19 protein-coding genes and 2 pseudogenes are annotated in these 19,504 nt (G+C 64.4%); 10 read left to right on the plus strand and 11 right to left on the minus strand.

Annotation, left to right across the window (positions count from 1 at the left end; translation table 11 throughout):
- Positions 1-11 precede the first annotated feature (11 nt).
- From IEW34_RS29485 to IEW34_RS29530, 10 genes are all read left to right on the plus strand, one after another.
- Positions 12-413: a Zn-ribbon domain-containing OB-fold protein gene (locus IEW34_RS29485; RefSeq protein ID WP_188612838.1), complete on the plus strand. Its 402-nt coding sequence runs from the start codon at positions 12-14 to the stop codon at positions 411-413.
- Positions 410-1,582, plus strand: a complete 1,173-nt coding sequence (locus IEW34_RS29490; protein ID WP_188612839.1) for a thiolase family protein — start codon at positions 410-412, stop codon at positions 1,580-1,582. The genes IEW34_RS29485 and IEW34_RS29490 overlap by 4 nt, the downstream gene beginning before the upstream one ends.
- Before the next feature lie 109 nt (positions 1,583-1,691).
- Positions 1,692-2,126: a PaaI family thioesterase gene (locus tag IEW34_RS29495; protein ID WP_188612840.1), complete on the plus strand. Its 435-nt coding sequence runs from the start codon at positions 1,692-1,694 to the stop codon at positions 2,124-2,126.
- The gene (locus IEW34_RS29500) at positions 2,116-3,237 is read left to right on the plus strand and encodes a thiolase family protein (protein ID WP_188612841.1); all 1,122 of its coding nucleotides are present in this window, start codon (positions 2,116-2,118) and stop codon (positions 3,235-3,237) included. The genes IEW34_RS29495 and IEW34_RS29500 overlap by 11 nt, the downstream gene beginning before the upstream one ends.
- The gene (locus IEW34_RS29505) at positions 3,234-4,430 is read left to right on the plus strand and encodes a thiolase family protein (protein ID WP_188612842.1); all 1,197 of its coding nucleotides are present in this window, start codon (positions 3,234-3,236) and stop codon (positions 4,428-4,430) included. The genes IEW34_RS29500 and IEW34_RS29505 overlap by 4 nt, the downstream gene beginning before the upstream one ends.
- Positions 4,423-4,893 carry a Zn-ribbon domain-containing OB-fold protein gene (locus IEW34_RS29510; RefSeq protein ID WP_188612843.1) on the plus strand — a complete coding sequence of 157 codons (471 nt, stop codon included), beginning with the start codon at positions 4,423-4,425 and terminating at the stop codon, positions 4,891-4,893. Before IEW34_RS29505 ends, IEW34_RS29510 begins: the two co-directional genes overlap by 8 nt.
- An 87-nt stretch (positions 4,894-4,980) precedes the next feature.
- Positions 4,981-6,213: an ABC transporter substrate-binding protein gene (locus IEW34_RS29515; protein WP_188612844.1), complete on the plus strand. Its 1,233-nt coding sequence runs from the start codon at positions 4,981-4,983 to the stop codon at positions 6,211-6,213.
- A 624-nt stretch (positions 6,214-6,837) separates the two neighbouring features.
- A complete protein-coding gene (locus IEW34_RS29520) occupies positions 6,838-7,563 on the plus strand; it encodes a helix-turn-helix transcriptional regulator (RefSeq protein ID WP_188612845.1) in 726 nt (241 codons plus the stop codon).
- A gap of 259 nt (positions 7,564-7,822) precedes the next feature.
- Positions 7,823-8,461: an acyl-homoserine-lactone synthase gene (locus IEW34_RS29525; protein ID WP_188612846.1), complete on the plus strand. Its 639-nt coding sequence runs from the start codon at positions 7,823-7,825 to the stop codon at positions 8,459-8,461.
- A gap of 20 nt (positions 8,462-8,481) precedes the next feature.
- The gene (locus tag IEW34_RS29530; RefSeq protein WP_210324625.1) at positions 8,482-9,402 is read left to right on the plus strand and encodes a LysR substrate-binding domain-containing protein; all 921 of its coding nucleotides are present in this window, start codon (positions 8,482-8,484) and stop codon (positions 9,400-9,402) included.
- Positions 9,403-9,433: 31 nt separating this feature from the next.
- Here the strand turns inward: IEW34_RS29530 and IEW34_RS29535 are convergent.
- The 11 genes and pseudogenes from IEW34_RS29535 to trbB all read right to left on the minus strand — a co-directional run.
- Positions 9,434-9,646 (minus strand): annotated as a pseudogene (locus IEW34_RS29535) (DUF2274 domain-containing protein); the annotation flags it as partial.
- A gap of 25 nt (positions 9,647-9,671) precedes the next feature.
- Complete coding sequence (locus IEW34_RS29540) at positions 9,672-10,847, minus strand: TraB/TrbI/VirB10 family type IV secretion system protein (RefSeq protein WP_188612849.1); 1,176 nt, start codon at positions 10,845-10,847, stop codon at positions 9,672-9,674.
- Positions 10,844-11,887, minus strand: coding sequence for a P-type conjugative transfer protein TrbG (gene trbG / locus IEW34_RS29545; RefSeq protein WP_188612858.1), 1,044 nt, complete (start codon positions 11,885-11,887; stop codon positions 10,844-10,846). Before trbG ends, IEW34_RS29540 begins: the two co-directional genes overlap by 4 nt.
- Before the next feature lie 59 nt (positions 11,888-11,946).
- The gene (gene trbF / locus IEW34_RS29550; protein WP_188612850.1) at positions 11,947-12,627 is read right to left on the minus strand and encodes a conjugal transfer protein TrbF; all 681 of its coding nucleotides are present in this window, start codon (positions 12,625-12,627) and stop codon (positions 11,947-11,949) included.
- On the minus strand, positions 12,627-13,988 hold the full coding sequence (trbL, locus tag IEW34_RS29555) for a P-type conjugative transfer protein TrbL (protein ID WP_188612851.1): 1,362 nt from the start codon (positions 13,986-13,988) through the stop codon (positions 12,627-12,629). Before trbL ends, trbF begins: the two co-directional genes overlap by 1 nt.
- Positions 13,989-13,992: 4 nt before the next feature.
- Positions 13,993-14,370: a putative entry exclusion protein TrbK-alt gene (trbK-alt, locus tag IEW34_RS29560; protein WP_188612852.1), complete on the minus strand. Its 378-nt coding sequence runs from the start codon at positions 14,368-14,370 to the stop codon at positions 13,993-13,995.
- A gap of 11 nt (positions 14,371-14,381) precedes the next feature.
- Positions 14,382-15,143 carry a P-type conjugative transfer protein TrbJ gene (gene trbJ, locus IEW34_RS29565; protein WP_188612853.1) on the minus strand — a complete coding sequence of 254 codons (762 nt, stop codon included), beginning with the start codon at positions 15,141-15,143 and terminating at the stop codon, positions 14,382-14,384.
- A pseudogene (gene trbE, locus IEW34_RS29570) lies at positions 15,140-17,575 on the minus strand (conjugal transfer protein TrbE). The gene trbJ and the pseudogene trbE overlap by 4 nt, the downstream one beginning before the upstream one ends.
- Before the next feature lie 3 nt (positions 17,576-17,578).
- Complete coding sequence (locus IEW34_RS29575) at positions 17,579-17,860, minus strand: VirB3 family type IV secretion system protein (protein ID WP_188612854.1); 282 nt, start codon at positions 17,858-17,860, stop codon at positions 17,579-17,581.
- Complete coding sequence (locus tag IEW34_RS29580) at positions 17,861-18,193, minus strand: TrbC/VirB2 family type IV secretion system protein (RefSeq protein WP_188612855.1); 333 nt, start codon at positions 18,191-18,193, stop codon at positions 17,861-17,863.
- Positions 18,190-19,191 (minus strand): P-type conjugative transfer ATPase TrbB, encoded by a 1,002-nt coding sequence (trbB, locus tag IEW34_RS29585; RefSeq protein ID WP_188612856.1) that lies wholly within the window; start codon positions 19,189-19,191, stop codon positions 18,190-18,192. The genes IEW34_RS29580 and trbB overlap by 4 nt, the downstream gene beginning before the upstream one ends.
- Between the last annotated feature and the right edge of the window lie 313 nt (positions 19,192-19,504).

The following is a 19,504-nucleotide window of genomic DNA, read 5'->3' on the forward strand; positions in this document are numbered from 1 at the left end:
GAGAGCACGACATGGGCGTCGAACCAAATCCGAACTGGGTCACCAAAGCCTTCTGGGAAGCGGCTGGGCAGCGTAGTCTGATTTACCCGTGCTGCGACCGCTGCGATAACCGCTTCTTCCCGCCGCGCCCGGCCTGTCCGAAGTGCCTCAGCCTGCAGTGGTCCTGGAAGGACAGCGCTGGCAAGGGCACGATTTATAGCGCGGTGACGGTGCACAAGGCGCCCATACCGGACATGGCGACGCCCTACGTGCTGGCTATCGTTACATTGGATGAAGGCGTGCACATGCTCGCCAACATCGTCGGATGCCGGCCCGCGGCAGCGCAGATCGGGCAGCGTGTCGCGGTAAACTGGGACACGTGCGCGCGCGGCTATACGGTTCCCAATTTTGAACTCTCGGCTGACCTGTCATGAGTCATATCGTCAAAAGCCCGCCTCCCCTTGCCGCGGCGGTTGTCGGCATTCACACCACTCAGCAGGGGATGAGCATCGACCGTCCTGCCGTTCACCTCGTTCTTGATGCCATTGCAGCGGCCCTCGCCGACGCGGGCATCGACAAATCAGAGGTTGACGGCATCAGCGCTCGTTGGCCTGGCCCGACCGGAACTGTGATGCTTCCGGGCTCTATCGACTGGGGGGCGCAACTCGGCATTCCGTTGCGCTGGGTCGACGACAGCTATCCGGCCGGTGTCCCAGCCCTGATGGCGGCGGCGGCGGCCATCACATCTGGCCTATGCAATACCGTCGTCGTCGCCGGCGGCCAATCGCGTACGCGGATTCCCGGCGCGGTCCTGGAATATACCCGGCCGGATAACGAGTTCACCGCCGTGTTTGGCTCCTATACGCCGGCTCAGTTCGCGCTGGTAGCTCAGCGTTACTTTCATGTCTTTGGCGCCGACCCGGCGAAGATGGCCGGGATCGCGGCAGCAATCCGGAGTATGGGCAGCATTCGCCCGGGTGCCGCGCTGTTCGGGCGGGGACCCTATGCAGCCGAAGACATCATGGCCTCGCCGATGATCGTCGAACCATTTCATCTCCTGGAGCTCTGCCTTGCCAGCGAGGGCGCGGTCGCCTACGTGGTCACTTCGCTCGACCGAGCGAAGGATTGCGCTCGTCGACCCGTGCGGGTGCTCGGCGGTGGGATGGAGTACAAGCGACAACAATATGTCGATCCGCCGCTGTACGATGAGGCGAAGAACCTCGGCGCCGACGCCATTGCACGCGCCACCGCCATGGCGGGCGTGTCTATCGGGGATATCGACACCTTCCAGCTTTACGACGCCAATGCCTGGGAGGTCGCCCGGCAGTTCGAGGCCCTCGGCTACTGCGCCGAAGGAGAGGGACTGGATTTCGTTATGGAGCGAGGCGCTGGGCCGGAGGGCCTGGCGATCAACACCGATGGCGGACTTCTGTCATTTGGCCATCTTGGCTCAAGCGGGCCGACGCTGAAGATCGTCGAAGCAGTAAGACAGCTTCGCGGCGATGCACCGACCTCTCAGCGCGAGGGTGCCGAGCTGGCGTTGGCCACCGGAGCGGGCGGCGGAGCGCTCTACTACAACCTCGCCATTCTCGGACGCGCCTGAGTAGCGGAAATACGGCGCTAGCATCGCCTAGCACCTCCAAGGCGAAAGTCGGACGCTAGCAGTTATACACTAACGTAACAATTCGTTCGGGAAAGGTTTCGTCAACTCAATGCCGATATCCGCGTGCCCACCGCAGACCCTTCAGCAAACCGAACTTGACGAACTGGCGATTCCCTCGCCGTTCCGTGACATGTTGGGAGTGCATGTCGCGGAATGGGAGCAGGGCCGCTGCGCCGTCGAGCTTGACGTGAGACCGGACCTTGTCAACTTTTCCGGTGCCATCGCCGGCCCGGTTGTCGCTGCCATGGTCGATATCGCGGGTGGCCTCGCCGGCTGCTACAGCCCCGACCGCGACAATCGCATCACAGCGGTGACGCTCAGCGTCACGATCGCTTTCATGGGCACCGTAAAAAGCGGGCGGGTCCGGGCCGTGGCAGTCAAGCAGGGCGGCGGCCGACGCGTCTATACAGCGACTGTACATGTCTATGGTGAGGACGGTCACATGATCAGCACCGGCCAAGGGACTTACCGGTATGTTTCCTAACATCGCGTCCGAGAAGATCTACGTCATTGGGCTGGCCATGCACGCGGCCGTCCACGCCGAAAGAGGCTTGCGCCTGGAGGAGATGGTCTTTGAGGTGTCCCATCGCGCTCTGCGCAACGCCGGGATCAGCCGCAAGCAACTTGACAACGTCGTAATTGCCGCGTGCGACGAGCTGGACGGGCGCCCGATATCCAGCATGCTGATGGCTGCTCCGGCTGGCGGCTACCTTGTAGACGAAATCAAGGTGACCGAGTCTGGCCTGAATGGCCTGGCTGCCAGCGTCGCGCGCCTTCGCTCGGGTGAATTCCAGGCTGGGCTCGTCGTGAGCTGGTGCAAGAGCTCAAAGACGGACATCAGCGCGGTCATGCGGCTTCGCAATGATCCGTTCTACTACCGCTCGCTGAATATCGGCGGCCTGGTTTCGGACGGAATGTTAGCCCAAGCCGTTGCGAGCGAGTTCGCGGTGACCCGCGATGAGATCGCACACCGCGTCAGAGCGGCTTATGCGCGGGGAGCGTCAAACCCCCGCGGCCTTGGCTCGCCCGTCCCAACCGTCGACGTCGTTGAAAATGGGGCCTTTACGGCGCTGCCAATGCGCGAAACGGACCTCGCACCGCTCAGCGACGGTGCGGTGACGCTCGTCCTCTGCACCGAGAGGTTTCTAGCTGACAACAGGCAGTGCGTGCCGCTCGCTACCTTGTCCGGTATCGGCTGGGCGTCCGATTCCTACCTGCTGGGGATGCATCGCCTAAGGAGTTTCACAGCCGCGCGCAACGCTTGGGAGATGGCCCTGGCGCAGTCGGGCCTGTCGGCAGACGAACTCGACTTCGCCGAGCTGGATACGCCGTCCGCTTGGCATGAAGCGGCCCTGGCACGAATTTTTGGGCTGATTGATGCCCAGATCTCCCCCTCGGGCAGCAACTTCTCCCAGAACCCGTTCTTCTGCATGGGCCTGATCAACGCGGCCGAGGCCGTTCTAAAACTATCCGGTGCGGGCGGCGAGCCGGCGAACGCGCGCCCCCGGCGCGCCGCGGCACACGGATGCCACGGATTTGCGCAGCAGGGCCATGTGGTCGCGATATTCGAGGCGATAGGGGGCCAAGTCAATTGAGCACACAAGACGTCGCCGTTCTCGGCACTTATCAGAGCGATTTCCGCACCCACGATATGTCGCAAACCTACGTCGAGCAGGTGCAGAAAGCGGCGATCGGAGCACACCGGGACGCCGGCATGTGTGTTGACGATGTGGACGCTGCGGTGATTTCGCTGGCGCCCACATTCTTCCTTGGGGTCGCCGATGCGGACCGTTGGGCGATCGACAACATCGTCTGCGCGGGCAAGCCAGTGCTTCGGGTCCATACCGGCGGTGCGACGGGCGGGTCGGCTGTCCACATAGCCTATTCGCTCATTCAATCCCGCATGGCGCGGTCGGTCCTGATCGTCGGCGCCGAACGGATTGCTGAAACACCCGATGCACAGAAGGTGTTGAACCTGATTTTCGACGCCTTCTATGAGCGGGACATGCCGCTTTCGACCAACACCCTCGTGGCTTTGCGGGCGTGCGCGTACCTTCATCGCCACGGCTTCACGCAGGAAGATCTCGCGCGCGTCGTCGTGCGGGCCCGGCGCAATGCGATGAAGAATCCGCACGCTCATCTCAAGGGTGATATCACCGTTGACGACGTGATGGCGTCGAAGATGATCGCCTACCCGCTCAAGCTGTTCGACATCTGTCCAAGATCGTCTGGCTGCGCGGCCATGATCCTGGGTAACATGGATATGGCCAAGCGTTACCGGACTAATCCGGCCTTTGTGAACGGAATTGGCTCGCTGAGTGACACCTATTGGATGGGCGACCGCACGGGTCCGACGGCCGATACCGATCTGGTTGAATACGATCTGATCCGGATGGCCGCGACGACCGCCTATAGGCGCGCGGGTGTAACCGATCCATTGAAGCAAATCCAGGTAGCCGAGTTTTACGATCCCTACAGCGTCAATACACCGATTTCCTTGGAGCAGGCGGGCTTCTGTAGCCGCGGCACTGCGCTGAGGCTCGAAAAGGACGGCTACTGGGATCGCGATACAGGCGCCGTAGCCGTCAATCCGTCCGGCGGCACGCTTTGCACGAACCCTATTGCGATCACGGGTCTGGTCAGGTGCATCGATGCCGCCACTCAAGTCATGGGGACGGCTGGCGATATGCAGGTCAGGAACGTGCGGCGCGCGCTCGCGACAGCCAGCGGTGGCACGGCACAGTTCTACAACTGTACAGTCTTTGGAGCGGAGCCAACTCATGGATAACGGGCTTGCGGAAGCCGGACACGACGTGATGTCCGACGAGATCACGCTGCGCTATGACTACGCTCTGGGCAAGGTCGCCGGGCGCTTCATGCGCGGGCTGAAGGAAGGCAAGATCCTTGCCACGAGGTGTTCCAAGTCCGGGCTCACCTATCTCCCGCCCCGCGCCTACTGCGAGCGCAGCTTCGAGCCGTGTGACGAATGGGTCGAGGCGGGTTCGCAGGGCGTTGTCGAGGCCTCGACCATTGTCGTGCGCGGCTACGAAGGTAAGCGAAAAGCGCCCGTCGCGATTGCGCTTGTGCGGCTTGATGGCGTGGATTCGGCGATCGCGAACTATGTCGACGGCCTCGATCTGTCCGATCCTGCGTCGGCGATGACGCGTATCGCGCCCGGAACACGATTGAGGGTGACATTCGCTGCCGAGCGCGAGGGCCGGATCACCGACTTTTCGTTTCTGCCGCTCTAGACCGACGGCGAGGGCATACGTGCAAAACAATAAAGAATATCGGCTCTCCGGCACATGTACGACCAGCCTTTAAGGAGGGGATGAGTTATGCGCAATATCGAACTTTCTCGCCTCGCGACTTTTGCGGGTTGCCTAGCATTCGCGGTTTCGTTCAACGGACTCGCGCATGCTCAGAAAAAATACGATCCGGGAGCGAACGATACAGAGATAAAGATTGGAAACATTTGCGCCTACAGTGGTCCGGCTTCGGCCTACGCGACTGTTTGCAGGATCGAGGCGGCCTACTTCAGGAAAATCAACGACGAGGGGGGCATCAACGGCCGCAAGATCAACTTCATCTCCTACGACGATGCCTATAGCCCGCCCAAAGCTGTTGAGCAGGCTAGGAAGCTCGTCGAAGGCGACGAGGTGCTGCTTATTTTCAACCCCGTGGGTACCGCGTCCAACGCGGCAATTCAGAAGTACATGAACGCCAAGAAGGTGCCGCAACTTTTTCCTGCGTCGGGCGCGACCAAGTGGGGAAATCCGAAGGCGTATCCCTGGACGATGGGTTGGCAGCCAACCTTCCGGAACGAAGGAATCATCTACGCTAAGATGATACTGCGCGACCAGCCCAACGCGAAGGTCGGCATTCTCTACCAGAACGACGACTTGGGAAAAGACTACCTGGCCGGCGTCAAAGACGGCTTGGGCGATAAAGCCAAGGCGATGATTGTGGCCGAGGCGTCCTACGAGCTAGCTGATGCAACGATCGACTCGCCTTTGCTCAGAATCAAGGCGGCTGGCGCTGATGTGCTGCTCAACTTCACGACTTCGAAGTTCGCGGTTCAGGCGATACGCAAGGTCGCCGAGATGACCTGGAAGCCAGTGCATTACCTCGCGAGCGTGTCACAGTCGGTCGGAGGCGTGATGAAACCGGCGGGACTGGAGAGCGGAAAGGGCATTATAAGTAGCTATTACCTAAAGGATCCAACAGACCCCGCCTGGAATCGTAATGACGCCATGATAAAATGGAGCACATTTCTAGATAAGTACTTCCCAGAAGCCGACCGCTCCAATGTATTGAATGTGTATGGTTATGCGGTCGCGCAGACCTTAGTCTATGTGCTCAGACAATCTGGTGACGATCTCACACGCGAGAATATCATGAAGCAGGCGGCCAATATCAAGGACCTCCGTCTGCAGACGCTCCTGCCCGGCATTATCATCGGCACGAGTCCGACCGACTATTATCCAATCAAGGCGCTACAGCCGCTGCGCTTCGACGGCGAAAAGTGGGTGCCGTTTGGATCAGTTCTCGTCGGGGCAACCGAGAAGTAGCCAGCCTTCTGCGACGCGCGTGACTTGCTGGCCGCCCCATCGCGTGCGAGCCACGGCGTTTGGTTCAAGCAGCCGCCCTTGAGCGGTCAGCGACGTTCGTTGCAAGACTGCGATACTAGGCGTTGATCGCGTAGGGGATTCCGGCGTCTGGCGAATTTGATTCAGGGGCAGAGCTAAGCGGAGGCTTAGCTTGGTGGGTTCGGCCCTACAGGCTGGATCTTCGAGACCACGCGCTGGCGCGGGGACAGCGGAGGCGAGAGCCGACGTTGACGTCGCGGCAGCGAAGTCTCGCCGCGCCGGACGGACCCCGCGCCGCCGAAGGGTGCCGTGCGTAACGTCAGAAGATGCGGCTCTGGGGAGACCGCATGGCCGAAGCGCGGGCGGCAAGGCGACCACTGGCCCCAGTGGCACCGATGGCTGCTCAGCGGCGGGTGCGGCTTGAGCCTCGCGACCAGGCGCACGGCACAGGGCGCAGGTCACCATACGCAAATGTGCAAAGGCACCTGCCACACAGATTGCAGCGTGTGCGCTTAGCTCCGGCCAACGCTCATGGCCGGAGGACAACAGCAGCTGTGCCGAATGATCTGCGCGAGTGCAGACCAATAGCTCGGCCGCGGAGCTTGGATGGAGTATCTCGAAACGGCGCTCAGCGAGCTATTGGACTCACTTGAGGCGGCCAATAGCGAGAGCGAATTTTATGCGGCTGCGGAGCGATTAGCCCGACGATCGGGCTTTCGCTGGTTTGCGTACTTTGCCAACGCCGGGGCGAACCGAAAGGCGTTGTCTTCATACCCCCGCTCTTGGGTTAGACGTTACCTCGACAAGAGTTATGAGCACCTGGATCCCGTCATCGCGAAAGCGCAGTCGACCCACAAGTATTTTCTATGGGATAGTCGCGCGACAAGCGTGAACGCAAAAGCGCAGCGCCGCTTTTTCGATGAAGCCGCCGAGTTCGGTATACGATGGGGCATCACACTGCCAATTCGCAGCGGACAGGGTCGCTTCGCTGCCCTCACGCTCGCAGCCGAAAGTGCTGACGCATTTTCGGCTCTATCCGAGATCGGTTCTATTGAGCTGCTGCAGATTGCGGCTCTATATTATCACGCACACGCTCACGCCAAACTTCAGTTCGGTCGGGTGCGTACCGTGGACAAGCTTCTGACAGAAAGAGAAGGACAGTGCCTGTGGTGGTCGGCTCAGGGCAAGACCACGTACGAGATTGCGACAATTCTCGGCATCAGCAAGCGCACGGTCGTGTTCCACCTTGAAAACGCGCGAAGCAAATTGCAGGTCTCGAACATTACCCAGGCGGTGGCCCAGGCTTTGCTGCGGCGCCTTATCGGGCCGTAGATCGCCGCCCTGCGGCCTCCGTTCGTAGCTGCCGTAGCCCGCGGCGACCAAGGAGGCCTAGGCTTGGATCGCCTACGGATCGGCGGGCAATCTCGCTGTCCTTCACACACGTAGGTCGAAATCCGACTGGGATGCTGGCTCGACGCTGAGATGCATCGAGCCTTGGTTTCGACAATTTACCATATACCTGGAAAATTCTACAGCTAAATCAAAAGCGCATAGATGGCTATTTTCGCGCATCGGTAGCACGGAGGACCCGATGCGCGTGCTTGCTCTTTGTACTTCCGAGGTCAGCCGCCACGCTCAATTGATCGCCGATATGCATGCGCTGCGTCAACGGATTTTCCGAGGTCGGCTCAAATGGGACATTTCAAGCTCAGGAATCGTTGAGGTCGATAGCTACGATGCTCTTGGCCCGACCTACCTGATCGGTCTCTCGGACGCCGATGAAGTCGTGGGTTGCGCACGGTTGCTGCCAACCACTGGCCCGACGATGCTGGCCAACACGTTTCCTGCTCTGCTTGGCGGTCATCCGGCTCCGTGCAGCCCAACGGTCTTTGAGAGTTCGCGCTTCTGCGTCGACACCGCGCATTTTGATGATGTCGGAGCGAAAGGCCTGCGCGAGATGACGTTTGTCATGCTTGCGGCCGTTCTAGAGTGGGGGCTTTACGGTAAACTGGACGCGGTTGTCACGGTGACCGATACGCGGTTCGAACGCATCCTGAAACGTGCGAGTTGGCCTTTGGAGCGTTTCGCGCCGCCGCAGCAGATCGGCAACACTCAGGCCGTTGCCGGCCGTCTTCCCATTGCGCAGAGCGCGCTAAGCGCAGTGCGGCAGGCGGGAGACCTCGCCGCTCCTGTGCTTGTTCTGCCTCGGGGCGACTGCGTCGCGGCCTGAGGGCCGGCTTGAACACATTCATGATGAACTTCGTTTCGATCAAGCACGCGTTGGCGGTCGCCGACCACCATAGCTTCCGCCGCGCCGCCAATGCGCTAGGCGTGAGGCAATCGGTCGTAAGCCGACGTGTGCTTGCCCTGGAGGACGTTCTCGGCGTCTCGCTGTTTGAGCGGCATCATCGCGGCGTCGTCCTCACGCGGGCGGGCGCGGAGTTCCTGGCAGCGATGCGTCGCGTCTTCGGTGATTTGGAGAGCGCGGCCCTCACGGCTCGAGCCGCCGGTCGCGGCGAGCTCGGCCGCTTGTCGCTTGGGCTCAGGACATCGCTTGCTGGCGGCCGCCTCAGGGATTCGCTGATCGTGTTCCTCGATCGCTTTCCCGATGTGGAGGTTAAGGTCATTGAACGCTCGCGAGAGGAGCTGATCGAGGGCTTGCAAGCGGAAACGATCGATATCGCCGTTGTCGGCCAGCTGATTGATCAGCTGCTCGCTGACAATGCGATGCCACTTTGGGACGAGCGGATCATGGTCGCCCTTCCGGAAGCGCATGCGTTGGCGACGCGGCCGTGGATTGCGTGGTCAGGCCTGAGGGGATGTCGCATGCTTGTGCAGCGCCGCGACGCTGGCATTCAGCTGCATGAATACCTCATCAGGGCGATCGAGGCGCCCGATGCTCGGCCCTTGATCGTCGAGCAGGATGTACCGCGGGACAACATCCTCGCCCTTGTGAGCGCCGGCCTTGGCGTGAGCCTCGTTGGCGAGGCCGTGACCACCGTGGTGTACCCTGGCGTGGTCTTTCGCGAGCTGCGTGAGCACGGCTTGAGCAGCACCATCCCGTACTTCGCCTATTGGAATGATAGGAGCGACAACCCGGCACTGCGCCGCTTTCTCAGCCTGTTGAGGGAGCGCTACCCGGTTCGCCGGTCCGATCCAACGAATGGCTGAGCGCGGCTGCCGCGCGGCCGCGGCCTTCATGCGAACGTCGCGCCTGGGCAAAGCCTCTATCGGTCGCCATGAAGCGCGTGAGCATGGGCGCGATAAGTTTGGCTGGATCGAGCTTGGCCTGCCTGGTCTCCCGCGCGAGCACTTCGGCATAAGCGACGAGATCGCGATGCACGGTGGCCGGCAACTCAACGGTGAGCTTGACCGGCTTGTCGTCGGCGATCGGACCGAGTTTCAACTTGGCCACGTGAGTCTCCCTGAACAGCGATGTGTCAGCCCGGATAAGGCGCGAGGACGAGGTCGCGCGTGACGATCACCCGAATGACGAATCCTGGCCGAACGGTGAGCGTCGGCGGGACGTTGAGCTGCTTGCGCACGATCTGCTGGCCGGCGTCGTTGATGGTGTCCTGGCCGCCGTTGCGGATAGCCCGGATCAACCGGTCCTCGTCATCGTTACCCAACTCAGCGCTGACGCTCAGGAGGGTGGAGAGGCCAGCGGCCTTGGCGAGATCCCCCCAGTGATAGTCGACGCCATCCTCGAGGCCGGCATAGCCCTGGGGGTCGGCGCCCGGCTGACGCTCGAGCACAATGGAGCGGCCGTCCGGGAATATCAGCCGGTTCCAGACGAGAAGGATGCGGCGCTGGCCGAAGCCGACGTCATTGTCGTACTGGCCGATGAGGCGCGTACCCTGCGGGATGAGCAGGAAACGGCCAGTCGCGGTGTCGAAGACCGGCTCGGTCACCTGAGCGGTAATCTGGCCAGGCAGGTCGGAGCGAATACCAGTGATAAGCGCGGCCGGAATGACCGCGCCCGCCTGCAACAGGTAAGGCGACGCCGGCCGGGCGATCCGTTCAGCGCTGACGATGCGCCGGTCGACGGGGCCGTTCAAGAACGCGGCCTGGCGCTCGGCCGACGTTCCGGACAGCCCACCAGCGCCAGTCGATGCTGCAGCGTTCGAAGCCGGAGCAGCTGCACGTGCCTCGAGGCTGGCGAACAGGCGGCTGACGCGCGCCGCCTCGGTCTCCTGAAGCCTGCGCTGCTCGGCCGGATCGACGGTCGGCGATGGAAGCGGCCCGGGCACCGGCACCGGCTGTCCCTGCTCCTGGGCGCGCAGGATCGGCCGCCCGAGGTCGCCCGGCAGTGGCGGTCCGAGCTTCGGAATGCCGGTGTAGTCACGCGGCAGGCCTTGCAGGCCGTCCGCCGGCGGACGGTTCTCCGTGCTGTAGAGCTCGGCGGGCAGCCCAGAACCCTTGCGGCCTTGCAGGGCATAGATGAGCGCCCCGCCAAGCCCGATGCAGACGATGGCGCCGAGCCCAGCCAGGACTTTTCGCGAGAGCCTAGTCACAGGGGGGCGTTCGGCCCGCAGACGCAACGCCCGCGCAATGTCCTTGGGCCGCGGCGCATCGCGCGGCGCAGCGTCAAGATCGACCTCTGACTCCTCGCTCATGACCGGCTCCCGTCGCTACGGACGATCCTGACCTTTTGCTGATGCTCGCCGCCCAGACGGAGCTCGGCTGCGGCGAACAGCCGGTCGACAATCAGCAGGTTGGCATGGGCCCGGTAGTTGACGATTTCCGGTTTGCCATCCGGACCGATAACGAACAGCGGCGGCAGCTCGCCCTGCACGATCCCCCGTGGGAATTCGATGTAGACCTTGCGGCCATCGTCATAGGCTGCGAGCGGCCGCCACGGCGGCGCGTCGCCCTCGATGGCGTAGCGGTAGCGCCGATCGGCGAACGATGGCAGCACCGGTGTTGCCGGCGCTGCCGCGCGAGCCCGGGCGGTACGGTCCTCCGGATAGGCCCAGGCGACGGCCGGCATGTAGGGCTTTTCGCGCGAGCGCAGCTCGATGAGATAGGTGCGGCGATCCGTGTTGATCACCAGGTTGCTCTGAAGGTCCGGTCGCGTCGGCTTCACCAGGATGTGGACGCGCTTGTCGTCGCCGCTGCCGCTTTCGGTGTCGCCGATGATCCACCGCGCGGTGTCGCCGGCGGCAACCGGGCCCGAGCCCGTGAGCTGCTCGCCCGGCTCGAGCGCCACGTCGGTGATCTGCCCGGGCGCGGCATACACCTGATAGAGCGCGCCAGGACTGTAGGCGTAGATCTGTACGGCATTGAAGTAGCCGCCACGCCGCGGCTCGACACGCGCCGCGGCGTTGGCCGTCTCCACCCGGCTGATCGGCTCCTTCGGCTCCGCGGCACCGGGCTTGCCCCCACGCGCCGGCGTCCAGGCTGGCGGCGCGAGCTGCGGTTTTGGGCGCGGATCGGCCGGCGCGGGATCTGCCGGGAGCGACGGCACGTCGGTGTCGTAGCTGATCCGCGGCGGCTTGTAGGCGCAGCCGGCGAGCGCCGAAGCGCAGAGCAGCAGAAGCGGCCATGCGGATTTGCGCAAAGCCGCCGATCCGGAGCTACGGATCCGCGCACATGCGGACGACCGCAAAGCCGGATCTCCGCCGCTACGCGGACCCGACAATGCGGCAACACGCATCCACGGGACTGCGGATCTCAGGGAAGCCGCGCTTCCGGCTTTACGGAAAGACGGCGTCATCATCCGAGCTCCCGGGACCAGCTGATGGCGTTGACGTAGATGCCCAGCGGATTTTTCCGGAGCCGCTCGGCATCCCGCGGCGGCTGCACGACGATGGTCAGGATGGCGGTCCACCGAGAGGTTTCGGCGAGCGAGCCGTCCTGGTAGCGGCGCTCGCTCCATGCCACCCGAAAGCTGTCGGGCGAGGCACGGATGACGCTAGAAACGTCGACGGCGACCTGCTGTCTGCCGACCTTGGCGAAGGGATCGTCGCCCTGAGCATAGTCGTTGAGGGCGAGCGCACCGCGGTCGGTGACGACGTCGTAGGCGCGCAGCCAGTTCTGACGGACGATGATCGGATCGGCCGAGACGGACCGGACCCCTTCGATGAACCGGGCAAGGTGCCAGGCGATCTGCGGATCGCTCGGCTGATAGTCGGCTTGCGCAGCCGCCACGGTCTGCGCCTGACCCAGCTTGTCGACCTCGACGACCCAGGGCACGACCGTGCCCCGGAGCGATTGCCAGATCAGAGCCCCAGCGAAGCCAGCCGAGAGCGCGAGCGAGCCGAAGGCCGTCAGCCGCCAGTTCTTCGCCTGCACACGAGCGGAGCCGATACGGTCATCCCAGGCCTGCGCGGCCCGTTGGTAGGGTGTGACGGGTTCCGGCGTCTTGCCGTAGTGGGTCGATGATCTGCGGAACATCATTGGCTCTTATCGGCGAGGTCGATGGAGGCGCCGCTGCCGTGGCTGTCACCGGCACGGACGGCTTGAGCGGCCGCAGAGACACCATGGCTGAACTGCTGCGAGCGCTTCATGCGCCGGGCCCAGGCGGGCGGGCCGTCGGCTGAGGGCGATGTGGATGCAGCCGTCGCGCCGGCATCGCTCGATGCGGCAGGCATGCCCCCGGCCGATGAGCCGAGCGCTTCGGCGCCAGCCTTGCCGCCATTTGCAAAGCTCGACTGCAGGCTCTCGGTGGCGCGCGTCGCCGCACGGCGCAGCGGCGAGATCGCTGCGCCTCCCGCGGCGCGTGCTACGCCGCCGAGACCGGCAGCGACACCGGCAGCGCCGGACTGATCGGCGGCACCAGCGCTGTAAGCGGCCGATGCGCCGCCGGCGAGCACTGCACTGCCACGTGCTGCCGAGGCGGCACCGCCGGCGAGTGCGCTGACACCGGAACCGGCGGCCCCCACCGCTGCGCCAGCTGCTACCACTGTGCCGCCGGCGGCGAGGCCGGTGCCGACCGCAGCCCCCGCCCCGAGCTGCGGGCCGCCGGAGACGAGCCCGTTGGCGATGCCGGGCCCAAATATGCCGAGGCCGAGCAGCGACAGCGCGGCGAGCACGATCGCCATGGCTTGGTCGATGGTCGGCATGTCGCCGCCGAAGCCGGCGGTGAACTCGTTGAACAGGGTCGAGCCGATGCCGATGATGACGGCGAGCACCAGCACCTTGATGCCGGAGGAGATGACGTTCCCCAGCACCCGCTCGGCCATGAATGCCGATTTGCCAAAGAGGCCGAAGGGGATCAGCACGAACCCGGCAAGCGTGGTCAGCTTGAACTCGATGAGCGTGACGAACAGCTGGATCGCCAGGATGAAGAAGGCGAGCAGCACCAGCGCCCAGGCCAGAAACATGCAGGCGATCTGGATAAAATTCTCAAAAAACGACCAGTAGCCCATCAGGCCCGAGATCGATTCGAGCAGGGGCCGGCCGGCGTCGAGCCCGGTTTGCGCCACCTTGCCGGGATGCAGCAGATCGGTGGTTGAGAAACCGGTGCCGGAGGCCTTGAGGCCGAGGCCGGCGAATGACTCGAAGACGATGCGGGCGAGGTTGTTCCAGCTCGAGATCAGATACGCGAACACGCCCACGAACAGCGTCTTCTTCACCAGCCGGCCGACGATGTCGTCATCGGCGCCCCAGCTCCAGAACAGGGCCGCCAGCGTCACGTCGATGACGATCAAGGTTTTGGCGATGAAGGCCACCTCGCCGCCGAGCAGCCCGAAGCCACTGTCGATGTAGCGGGTAAAAACCTCTAGGAAATGATCGATGACGCCTGTCCCGCCCATGGCGTCAGCGGGGCTCTAGCGATGGGGGGAGAGGCGTCAGCGAGGTGGCAGAGTCTGGCGGAGCGGCCCTTCTGCACGTCGGGCCATCCGCTGCGGCACTGGCACGATCCGGCAGCGGACACGACGCTGTGCGGGAGCCGCCGAGAAAGCGCTTGCGGTTGTCTGCCCAGGCTCTGAGGCACGCGGCATCCCGTGTCGCCGCCTCGCCCAGAAGCTGACAACGCTCCAGCTCGCCCCGCCGCGCATCGCGCGTCATTTTGCTCCCATCCGCAGATCGCCCCGGCGGCACATCCGTGCGCTCTCCGAACTCGAGCGCCGTCGCAGCCATCGCGATCACGACGAAAACCGCGGCGCCGAGACGGGCGAACATCGTCGAGTCCATGCCTCCTGCCCTCAGTTGCCGCCGTAGAACATCTTGGCGCTGCCGGCCTGATAGCCCGCGCCGGGCGCCAGAAAGCGCCGGCGCTGCTCACGACCCTGATCAGCGGCCGCAGCCTGCTCAGCCGATTGCAGCGCCTGAGCGCGCCCGTTGGCGGCCAACACCGCCGTCAAGTCGCCGAGCTGCTGCGCCTGGAGCGCCAGCAGCTGATTGCCGGCCTGGGCTGCCTGGAGCGCACCGCTGGCGCCCTGGCTCTGGCCGACCAGCGCCGACAGCTGCGTGCGGTTGGTATCGAGGTTGCCGACGATGCCCGCTTGCACCCGCATGGCATCCTGGAGCCCGCGCACCGTGTTCTGCCAGCGGCTCTTGGCATCGGTGATGAGCTGCTGGACCGACGATAAGGGATTGGCGGCGCCGTAGGTGGTCTGGAAGGCGCGGTCGACCTGGTCGACGTTGAACGCGATGCTCTGGGCTTGGCTCAGCAGCTGCTGCGTGCGCTGGATCGACTGCTGGAGCTGCTGGAGGGACGAGTACGGCAGGCTCGCCAGGTTCTTGGCCTGGTTGATCAGCATCTGCGCTTCGTTCTGAAGCGAGGTGATCTGGTTGGTCACCTGCTGCAGGGACCGAGCCGCCTGGAGCAGGTTCTGGCCATAGTTGGTCGGGTCGTAGACCAGCATCTGCGCCGCCGCGGGGCGGACGGTGAGAGCAGGCACAGCGAGCACAACGGCAAGAGCCGACGCGGCCCGAAGCACAGCGCCAGAGCGATGGTGAGTCATCCGAAAATCTCCAGATTGGTGAGGTCGGGGATCAGGTCGGCGGCCCAGCTCGCATCGCGGTGGCGCAGCCACATCTCGAGGAACTTGTCCCGGCCATGCTCGCTCAGAATGCCGGAGATGGCGGCCTGGTCGGTCTTGGAGGAAGCGGCGCAGAGTGCCAACGCCACCTCGCTCAAGCCCAGCTCGAACAGCCGGTTGCCGCGGCGCGACTGGCAGTAGTAGTCGCGCTTCGGCGTGGCGTGGGCCAGGATCTCGATCTGCCGGTCGTTCAGGCCAAAGCGCCGGTAGATGGCCGTGATCTGCGGCTCGATCGCCCGCTCGTTCGGCAACAGAATGCGCGTGGGGCAGCTCTCGATAATCGCCGACGCGATGGCCGAGCCGTCGATGTCGGAGAGCGACTGCGTGGCGAAGACCACGGACGCATTCTTCTTGCGTAGCGTCTTCAGCCACTCCCGAAGCTGGGCGGCAAAGCCCTCATCGTCCAGGGCGAGCCAACCCTCATCGACGATCAACAGGGTCGGGCGCCCATCGAGACGGCCTTCAATGCGGTGAAACAAGTAGGAGAGGACAGCAGGTGCCGCACCCGTGCCGATGAGGCCTTCGGTCTCGAAGGCCTGGACCGAGGCCGACCCGAGCTGCTCGCTCTCGGCATCGAGCAGCCGGCCATGCGGGCCACCGACGCAGTAAGGCCGTAGCGCCTGCTTGAGGTCGTTGGATTGGAGTAGGACGGCCAGGCCGGTGATGGTGCGCTCGCTCAACGGCGCACTGGCAAGCGAGGTCAGCGCCGTCCAGACATGCTCCTTGGCCCCGGGCGTGATGGTGACGCCTTCGCGCATGAAGATGGCGACGATCCAGTCGGCGGCCCAGGCCCGCTCCGGCACCTCATGGATGCCGGCGAGCGGCTGAAGCAGGACGCTATCGGCCGCATCCTCCGTCAGGCCACCGCCGAGATCGTGCCAGTCGCCGCCCATGGCGAGCGCGGCGGCGCGGATCGAGCCGCCAAAATCGCAGGCGAAGACCTGCGTCTCCGGGTACCGGCGGAACTGGAACGCCATCAGCGCCAGCAGCACCGACTTGCCGGCGCCGGTCGGGCCGACCACCAGGGTGTGACCGACGTCACCGACGTGAAGGGATAACCGGAACGGGGTCGAGCCGGTCTTGCCGAAGAGCAAGGGGGGCGCACCGAAGTGCTCGTCCCGTTCCGGCCCCGCCCACACCGCCGAGAGCGGGATCATGTGGGCGAGATTGCTTGTCGAGATCGGCGGCTGCCGCACGTTGGCGTAGACGTGGCCGGGCAATGAGCCGAGCCAGGCATCGACCGCATTGATGGTCTCCGCCATGGCGGTGAAATCGCGGCCCTGGATGACCTTCTCGACCAGCCGCAGCTTCTCGGCCGCAAGCCGCGGTTCATCGTCCCAGACGGTCACTGTCGCGGTCACGTAGGCTTGGCCCGCGACGTCGGCGCCGAGTTCTTGTAGCGCCAGGTCGGCATCGGCTGCCTTGTTGGCCGCATCGCTGTCGACCAGCACCGAGGCTTCGTTGGTCATCACCTCCTTGAGGATGGCGGCGATCGACTTGCGCTTGGCAAACCACTGCCTGCGAATCTTGGTTGTCAGCCGAACCGCATCGGTCTTGTCGAGCAGGATCGCTCGCGTGCTCCACCTGTAGGGAAAAGCGAGCCGGTTCAGCTCATCAAGCAGCCCCGGCGTCCTCGCGGTCGGAAAGCCGACGATAGTCAGTGTGCGGAGATACGTATCGCCGAGGCGCGGCTCTAGGCCCCCGATCAGCGGCTGATCGGCCAGGAGCGCATCGAGATAGATCGGCGTCTCCGGGACGCGCACACGGTGGCGCTTGGTCGAGACGGTCGAATGCAAGTAGGTCAGGGTCTCGCCGTCGTCGAGCCAGCGACACTCCGGCATGAAGCCGTCGATGAGCAGAAGCACGCGGGCCGTGCGGTCGACGAAGCCACGCAAGAGCTCCTGGGCGTCACCCCCCTGCCCCGCCTTGCCCTCCTAGAGCCAGCGCTCGGTGCGGGCGAGATCTTCGGGCGGAGACAAGTAGGTGAAGGTCAAAAAATAGCTCGACTCGAAGTGAGCCGCGTCCTCCTCGAAGTCGGCCTTGCGCTCGGCGTCGACGAGGGCCGAGGCGGCATCCGGGAAGCGGCTCGCTGGATAGGCCCCGACCGGATGTCGCTGCGCCTCGACGAAAATGGCCCAGCCGGAGCCCAACCTGCGAAAGGCGTTGTTGAGCCGGCCGGCGACGGCGACCAACTCGGCGGAGACAGCTGAATCCAAGTCGGGGCCGCGAAAGCGGGCGGTGCGCTGGAACGAGCCATCCTTGTTCAGCACGACGCCTTCGCTGACCAGGGCGGCCCAAGGCAGGAAGTCGGCGAGGCGCGCCGCGGTCTGGCGGTATTCGGCGAGGTTCATCATGGCTCACACGCCCAGGAAACCGGGGATGCGCAGATGCCGTCGCGCCACATCGACGAACTGCGGATCCCGCCGCGCGGCCCAGACCGCGGCGAAGTGCCCGACGGCCCAGAGGCCAAGGCCGACCAGCCACAGGCGCAGGCCGAGGCCAAGCGCTGCGGCCAGCGTGCCGTTGAGGATGGCGATGGAGCGCGGGGCGCCGCCGAGCAGGATCGGCTCGGTCAACGCTCGATGGACGGGAGCGGCGAAGCCTGGCACCTCGGCGGCGTGATCGATGAGGCCCGTCATCTAGATCAATGCCCCGCCGCCGAAGCTGAAGAACGACAGGAAGAAGCTGGACGCGGCAAACGCGATCGACAGGCCGAAGACGATCTGGATCAACCGGCGAAAGCCGCCCGAGGTGTCGCCGAAGGCGAGCGTCAGTCCGGTCACCACGATGATGATCACCGCGATGATCTTGGCTACGGGCCCCTCGACTGATTGCAGGATCTGCTGCAACGGCTGCTCCCAGGGCATGGACGAGCCGGACGCCAACGCAGCCGGAGCGAGCATCGGGCTCGCAAAAGCAGCAGCAGCCACCGCCGTCAGATGGTGGCGGACACGACACAGGGATCGGATCATGAGGCATCTCCGGAAGGAACAAGGGTGAGGATCGGCGCGGTCTCGGCCTGCGTGACGCAGTAGTCGCCGTCTGTGGCGAGCCCCTCGACGGAAGCGAGCTCGATCAAGCGGCGAGCCGAGCCACGGCCGGCCAGCACCGCAATGACGTCAATGGTCTCGCCGATGAGCGCCCGCGGCACGGTGACGACAGCTTCCTGGATGAGCTGCTCCAGGCGCCTCAGCGCCCCCACCGCGCTGCCGGCGTGGATGGTGCCGATGCCGCCGGGATGGCCCGTGGACCAGGCTTTGAGTAGATCAAGTGCTTCAGCGCCGCGGACCTCGCCGATGGGGATGCGATCGGGCCGCAGGCGCAGCGACGAGCGCACCAGGTCGGAGAGCGAAGCGACGCCGTCCTTGGTGCGCATGGCCACCAGGTTGGCGGACCGGCACTGCAGCTCGCGGGTATCCTCGATCAGCACCACGCGGTCGGAGGTCTTAGCAACCTCTGCTAGCAAGGCGTTGGTCAGCGTCGTCTTGCCGGTCGACGTGCCGCCAGCGACCAGGATGTTCTGTCGCTCGGCAACGGCAGCCTGGAGCGCCTCCGCCTGGGCCGCGGACATGATCCCCGCCACCACGTAGTCCTCAAGCGTGTAGACGCTGAGAGCCGGCTTCCGGATAGCGAAGGCGGGAGCAGCCACGATCGGCGGCAGCAGCCCTTCGAACCGCTCGCCCGTTCCGGGCAACTCGGCCGAAATTCGCGGGCTCCCGGTATGGACCTCGGCGCCAACGTGGTGGGCGACCAGGCGGATGATGCGCTCGCCGTCGGCCGGCGGGAGCCACTCGCCCGTATCAGCCAGGCCTTCCGATAACCGGTCGACCCAGAGCCTTCCGTCGGGGTTGAGCATCACCTCGACGACCTGCGGGTCCTCCAGGAAGTCCGCGATGGCAGGCCCGAGCGCCGTGCGCAGCATACGCGCGCTGCGGAGCAGCGACTCGGATTGCTGATAGGAAGCTGCCACTTTGTCCCCGTCCACCTGCGGGCGCACACGACGGCGGCCCTGGATCGGGGATGATTAGAGAAGGCAGGAATGATGACGCCGCAACAAGGTCAAGGGAGTAGTAGTAGCCTGGCGGGCAAAGACAGGAGGACGGCGGACCTCTCTGCGTTGCAACGAGAGAGGATTCATCCCCCTCTGATGTCCGCATCGCGCAGTGGCCGCAATGCGCCGATACCGTTGAAAAAGTCGGCATTGCTGAGTTGGTGAAGTCCTGATTCAGTCGTCTTGGCGGAGGGCGGCGCGATGATGGGCGAGCGGCAGGTGGCGCAGGAGG

The sequence above is a fragment of the Chelatococcus reniformis genome (genome assembly GCF_014640075.1).
GTDB classification, from domain to species: Bacteria; Pseudomonadota; Alphaproteobacteria; order Rhizobiales; family Beijerinckiaceae; genus Camelimonas; species Camelimonas reniformis.